5 protein-coding genes are annotated in these 6,175 nt (G+C 71.3%); 2 read left to right on the top strand and 3 right to left on the bottom strand.

What is annotated here, in order from left to right; all coding sequences use genetic code 11:
* From GA0115259_RS17370 to dacB, 3 genes are all read right to left on the bottom strand, one after another.
* Window positions 1–425: PP-loop family protein (locus GA0115259_RS17370; RefSeq protein ID WP_272921126.1), on the bottom strand; the 425-nt coding region annotated here is incomplete at its 3' end.
* Between the two features lie 228 nt (window positions 426–653).
* Window positions 654–1,784 carry a zinc-dependent metalloprotease gene (locus tag GA0115259_RS17365; RefSeq protein ID WP_093597587.1) on the bottom strand — a complete coding sequence of 377 codons (1,131 nt, stop codon included), beginning with the start codon at window positions 1,782–1,784 and terminating at the stop codon, window positions 654–656.
* Window positions 1,785–2,014: 230 nt separating this feature from the next.
* Window positions 2,015–3,460 carry a D-alanyl-D-alanine carboxypeptidase/D-alanyl-D-alanine endopeptidase gene (gene dacB, locus GA0115259_RS17360; RefSeq protein ID WP_093597584.1) on the bottom strand — a complete coding sequence of 482 codons (1,446 nt, stop codon included), beginning with the start codon at window positions 3,458–3,460 and terminating at the stop codon, window positions 2,015–2,017.
* Between the two features lie 177 nt (window positions 3,461–3,637).
* Here dacB and GA0115259_RS17355 point away from each other — a divergent pair, with 177 nt between their 5' ends.
* Together GA0115259_RS17355 and GA0115259_RS17350 are read left to right on the top strand one after the other, a co-directional pair.
* On the top strand, window positions 3,638–4,132 hold the full coding sequence (locus tag GA0115259_RS17355; protein WP_046504875.1) for an inorganic diphosphatase: 495 nt from the start codon (window positions 3,638–3,640) through the stop codon (window positions 4,130–4,132).
* 239 nt (window positions 4,133–4,371) lie between these two features.
* Window positions 4,372–6,120, top strand: a complete 1,749-nt coding sequence (locus tag GA0115259_RS17350) for a threonine/serine exporter family protein (protein WP_093597590.1) — start codon at window positions 4,372–4,374, stop codon at window positions 6,118–6,120.
* Window positions 6,121–6,175: the final 55 nt, after the last annotated feature.

Genomic DNA, 6,175 nt, shown 5'->3' with positions numbered 1-6,175 from the left:
GCGCCGTGGCGCTCGGCCGCGGCGTCCAGGGCGGCATAGCGCGCATCGCGCGCGGCGGCCTCGGGACCGCCCTCGCGGCCGACGGTCACGGCGACGGACTCGACGGGATCGAGCCGCATGGCGCTGAGCCGGGCCACGACCTCGGCGGCCCGCAGATCGGAGCCGGTCTGGAGACCGTGGTCGACGGTGACGGCACCGGCCCGTACGGAGAGCTTCGGGGCCTCGAAGGCGAGCGCGGACGCGAGCGCCATGGAGTCGGCGCCGCCGGAGCAGGCGACCAGCACGAGCGGCCGCCCGCCGGTGGTGGGCGTGTCGGAGGAGGCTGGGAGGACGGTCGGAGGATTTTCCGCGCGATCGGTCAGGACGTCGTGGAGTACGCGGCGGACCGCCAGGCGTATCGCCGCGACCGCAGGATGGGGACCCATATCCGGTGCCCTTCGTGATGTTATTTGGGGGGTGCCTCGGTCGGTGTACGGACGGAGAGCGTCACTCAGAGTGCGTCGATGGTGACAGAACCGAGCCATTACCCGAGCATTGCACGCCTATCCCTCACTCACGGTCCCTCGGATGGGTGATACATGGGGCGTTCTTCAGCCGGGAGCCGGACCGGGCTTCCGCCTGGCACCGGAATCGGGCCTGGCACCGGATCGGGCTCATGAATCCGGCCTGCGGTGCACCCGTGCGATCCAGTCCGCCGGTGTGGCGATCTCCGCCTTGGTCGGGAGCGTGTTGGGCGAGGTCCAGACCCGGTTGAAGCCGGCCATGCCGACCTCCTCCACGACGGACCGTACGAACCGTTCGCCGTCGCGGTACTGGCGCAGCTTGGCGTCGAGACCGAGCAGCTTGCGCAGCGCCTGGTCGAGCCGGCTGGCGCCACGGGCCCTGCGCTGCTGGAACTTCTCACGGATCTCGGCGACGGAGGCCACGACATCGGGGCCGACGCCGTCCATCACATAGTCGGCGTGCCCTTCGAGCAGGGACATCACGGCGGTCAGCCGGCTGAGGATCTCGCGCTGTCCGGGCGTCTGGACCAGTTCGACGATGCTTCTGCCGTGCTCGTCCTCCTCGCCCTCGGGACGGCCGCCCGCGAGCGACTGGGCGGCCTCGCGCAGCCGCTCCAGTACGGTCATCGGGTCGACCTCGGTCTCCTCCAGGAAGGACTGGATCTCGCCCTGGAGGTGGTCCCGCAGCCAGGGCACACCAGTGAACTGCGTACGGTGCGTCTCCTCGTGGAGCGCCACCCAGAGCCTGAAGTCGTGTGGATCGACGTCCAGTTCACGCTCGACATGGACGATGTTCGGCGCGACGAGCAGCAGCCGTCCCGCGCTGTGCTCGCCCGCCGGAAGATCGCGGGTGGCGGGCGCGAACGTCTCGTACTGGCCGAGCACCCGGGAGGCCATGAACGACAGCAGCATGCCCAGCTCGACGCCGGTCACCTTGCCGCCGACCGCGCCGAGCACGGCGCCGCCGGGGGTGCTGGCCCGGCGCTCCAGCATCTTGTCGAACAAGGGCTTGAGCAGCTCGCGGAATCCCGCGACGTTCGCCTTCACCCAGCCGGCCCGGTCGACCACCAGGACGGGAGTGTCCGGTGGCTCATGGCCGTCGGGGATCATCCGCGTGTACCCGCGGACGTGCTCCTCCGAGGCCTTGGCATGCCTGCGCAGCTCGGCGACGATCTCGCGCGCCTCGTCCCGGGTCACTTCGGGCCCCGGCCGTACCAGGCGGGTCGCGGTCGCCACCGCGAGATTCCAGTCGACCATCTCGGCACCACCGATGCTCGTCATGCGTCAACCGTACGTGCTCGGCCCGCGGAGCGGTGAGGTGTCCGTGGCCCGGATCTTCCCTCATACCGTCCCCTACGGGTTCGCGGGCGGCCCGTAATGAGGCCGGGAGACGGAGCGGGAGCGGGGCCACGGAGCCGATTGGGCCGTCGGAGGGCCTTCACGGGTCCCGGGCCTGGTGGCTCGGTGGGACGACCGGGACGGAGAGCGTGCTCAGCGGGACGCGAGCGGGCTCAGCGGACCAGGGACGCGGAGAGCCGGTCCAGGACCGCCTGCGCTTCGCCGGGCGACGAGGTGGAGCCCGCCATGAACGCGAAGGCCAGCAGTCGGCCCCGGGAGTCGACGGCCGTGCCCGCCAGAGTGTTCACGCCGGTGAGCGTGCCTGTCTTGGCCCGGATCAGTCCGGCGGCGGGCGCGGCGTCCTGGTACCGGTTCCTGAGAGTGCCGCTGAAGCGGGCGACGGGCAGTCCGGTGAGGACGGGACGCAGCTCCGGATGGTCCGGATCCGCGGCGCGTGCCAGCAGGGCGGTGAGCAGCGCGGCACTGACCCTGTCCTTGCGGTCCAGACCGCTGCCGTCGGCGAAGCGGGCGCCGGTGAGAGGCACTTCGAGCTTTTCGAGCTGGGCGCGGACGGCCTGTTCGGCGCCGGCGAAGCTCGCCGGGCGGCCCATGGCTAGCGCGGTCTGGCGGGCCAGGGACTCCGCGACGTCGTTGTCGCTCTCGGTCAGCGCGCGTTCGACCAGCGCGGAGAGCGGCCGGGAGTAGGTCTTGGCGACGACCTCCGCGCTCGCGGTGGACTTGGCGGATCTGGCAGGTTTGGCAGATCCGGCAGGTTCGGCGGGCTTGGCCGCCGTGGGAGCCGCGGTGGTACGGACGCCCTCCTCGCGCAGCAGCTCGGCGAAGAGATCGGCGGCGTCGCCCGCCGGATCGCCGCTGCGCGGCGCGGGCCCACGGGTGGACTTGTCGAGCCGGCCCTGCCCGGCCATCAGCGCGTCGACGGGCGCGATGTTGTCGTTGGGACCGATGGGATGGGCTCTGGGCCCCGAGTAGAGGGAGGCGTCGTAGTGCAGCGTGACCTTGGTGACGCCACGGTCGTGCAGCACGCGCGTGGTGTCCTCGGCCAGGGAGCGCAGCCCTTCACGGTCGAGTGTGGCGTCACCGCCGCCGACGAGCGTGAGCGTCTTCGCGTCCCGGGTGGCCGTCACCGTGGTGGCGATGCGGTGGTCGGGACCGAGCGCGGAGAGCGCGGCGGCCATCGTGGCGATCTTGACGGTGGAGGCCGGAGTCATCGGGGTGTCCGCGGCCTTCCCGTACAGCGGCTTACCGGTGGCGGCGTCGACGACCGAGGCCGTACGCAGCTTGCCGAGGGCCTTGTCGTCCAGCAGCGGGCCGAGCGTCTTCCCGAGCCCTGCCGACAGATCCGCCAGCTCCGCGGGCTCCGCGCCCTGGGCGGTGAGCACGGAGAGAACTTCCGGGGCGCTGGGGGCGGGTGAGGGCGTACGGGGAGCGCGCGGGTCGTGATGTGCGCCACCCGTACGGCCCTGGGCGGCGGCCCACTCCCGCTCGGCCTTACGCTGACCGGAGTCCCAGGGGCCGGCCACGGCCACCGCGACCGCCGCGAGCGCCAGGCCGGCCACCACGGAACCTGCCGTGAGCTGCCACACTTTCGGCTCAAGCACGGCTGACCAGCCCCTTTCGCGATCACACTGCTGCGTGGGGGACACTTAATCACTGCGTCTTGCCACGAGCATGGCACCCCGGCCAGAAGCGGCCTTCAGACCGCCGGTCCGGGGGCCTCCTCCACCGCGACGACGCAGTATGACCGGACATATGTGTTGATCATGGAGGAGCCACCCGTGGAGTTCGACGTCACCATCGAGATCCCTAAGGGTTCGCGGAACAAGTACGAGGTGGATCACGAGACCGGTCGGATCCGCCTCGACCGTCGTCTCTTCACCTCGACCAGCTACCCGGCCGACTACGGCTTCGTGGAGAACACCCTCGGTGAGGACGGCGACCCGCTGGACGCGCTGGTCATCCTGGACGAGCCGACCTTCCCGGGCTGCCTCATCAAGTGCCGTGCCATCGGTATGTTCCGGATGACGGACGAGGCCGGCGGCGACGACAAGCTGCTCTGTGTCCCGGCCTCGGACCCGCGCGTGGAGCATCTGCGCGACATCCACCATGTCTCGGAGTTCGACCGTCTGGAGATCCAGCACTTCTTCGAGGTCTACAAGGACCTGGAGCCCGGCAAGTCGGTCGAAGGCGCCGAGTGGGTCGGCCGCGCCGAGGCCGAGGCCGAGATCGAGGCCTCGTACAAGCGGCTTGAGGCGCAGGGCGGCGCGCACTGAGCGCGCACTCCTCCTCCGTGTGACCGGACGGACAACGGGCGGCGTACCTCTCGGGAGGTGCGCCGCCCGTCCGTGTGCGCGGAGGCGCGTGCGTGCGGTGCCGATGCGGGCGCAGGTGCGGGTGTGGCTCCTCATGTCCGTGTTCATACTGGGCAGACGCGGAGCTACGAACACATCGGCGGAAGCAGCACACGAGAGCGAGTACGACAGGGAGCCAGTGAGTGACGGCGTCGACAGCGGTGGCCGAGCCGGACGGCCCGGAGGAGCGGAAGCCTCAGTCGGACGAGGCGCACAGTGCGTTCACGCCGCCGCACGGCGTGGAGCGGCCGGCGCTCTCCGAGGACGACCACCCGACATCGGAGTTCGCGCTTCCCGGAGGACTGAGCACGGAGCAGCAGGCCGGGCGCGGTGGCTCGGCCTTCGGTACGCCGCAGGCCAGGCGGGAGAGCGGGCCGGGTGGCAGGCCGGGCCGTACCGCCCGTAAGCCGCACAACGCCGCACCCGTCGCCGCACCCGTCAGCCTGCCCTCCGGTGTCCCTGCCGGAGGGCCCAGCGGCGTACCCGCGGTCCTGCTGGCCAAGGGCGCTCCCTGGCAGGACCGGATGCGTACGCTGCTGCGGATGCCGGCCGGGGAGCGGCCCGTACCGGAGACGGTGCAGCGGCACGACGACAACGGGCCCGCCGTACCGCGCGTGCTGGATCTGACGCTCCGTATCGGCGAGCTGCTGCTGGCCGGCGGCGAGGGCGCCGAGGATGTCGAGGCCGCGATGTTCGCGGTGAGCCGCGCGTACGGGCTCGACCGCTGCGAGCCCAATGTCACCTTCACGCTGCTGTCGATCTCCCATCAGCCGTCGCTGGTGGAGGATCCGGTGACGGCCAGCCGGACGGTACGGCGGCGTGGCACCGACTACACGCGGCTTTCCGCCGTCTTCACGCTGATCGACGACATCACCAGCGGGGACACGGATGTCACGCTGGAGGAGGCGTACCGGCGGCTGGCGGAGATCCGGCGCAACCGGCATCCGTATCCGGGCTGGGTGCTGACGGTGGCGAGCGGAGTACTGGCCGGCTCCGCGTCCGTACTGGTCGGCGGCGGACTGCTGGTCTTCGTGGCGGCGGCGTTCGGCGCGATGCTCGGAGACCGGCTGGCCTGGCTGTGCGCGGGCCGCGGGCTGCCGGAGTTCTACCAGTTCGTGGTGGCCGCGATGCCGCCCGCGGCGATGGGCGTGGCGCTGACCCTGGTGGGCTCGGCCGCGCAGTGGGAGGTGCGGCCCTCCGCCGTGATCACGGGCGGTCTCTTCGCGCTGCTGCCGGGACGGGCGCTGGTGGCGGGAGTCCAGGACGGGCTGACGGGCTACTACATCACCGCGTCGGCGCGGCTGCTGGAGGTGATGTACTTCTTCATCGCGATCATCATCGGGGTGCTGACCGTGCTGTATCTGGGGGTGCAGCTCGACGCGCAGCTCGACGCGCAGCTCAACCCGGACGCCGCGCCGCACACCGCGGAGCGTCCCGTGGTGCAGATCCTCGCGGCCGTGGTGCTGAGCTTCACCTTCGCGATCCTGCTCCAGCAGGAACGTTCCACTGTGCTGATGGTGTCCCTCAACGGCGGTATCGCCTGGGTCGTCTACGCGGCGCTGCATGACACGGGCGGGATCTCGCCGGTGGCCGCGACGGCGGTGGCGGCCGGTCTGGTGGGGCTGTTCGGACAGCTCTTCTCGCGCTACCAGTTCGCCTCGGCGCTGCCCTATGTCACGGCGGCGATCGGGCCGCTGCTGCCGGGCTCCGCGACCTACTTCGGACTGCTGGGCATCGCGCAGAACAATCCGGACCGCGGCCTGGCCTCGCTCTCCAAGGCGGCGGCGCTGGCCCTGGCGATCGCGATCGGGGTGAATCTCGGCGGTGAGATCTCCCGGCTGTTCCTCACGGTGCCGGGAGCGGGCCGGGCGTCGAGCCGCCGCGCGGCCAAGCGGACGCGCGGCTTCTAGGGCGTGTTTCGAAAGTAGCGCCGTCCGCCCGGAGGGCGGGGCCTGCGGCGTCCGG

It is taken from the genome of Streptomyces sp. MnatMP-M17 (assembly GCF_900091995.1).
Lineage (GTDB): Bacteria > Actinomycetota > Actinomycetes > Streptomycetales > Streptomycetaceae > Streptomyces.
The sequence above is the reverse complement of the archived record's forward strand: the minus strand, read 5'-3'. Positions and strand labels throughout refer to the sequence as shown.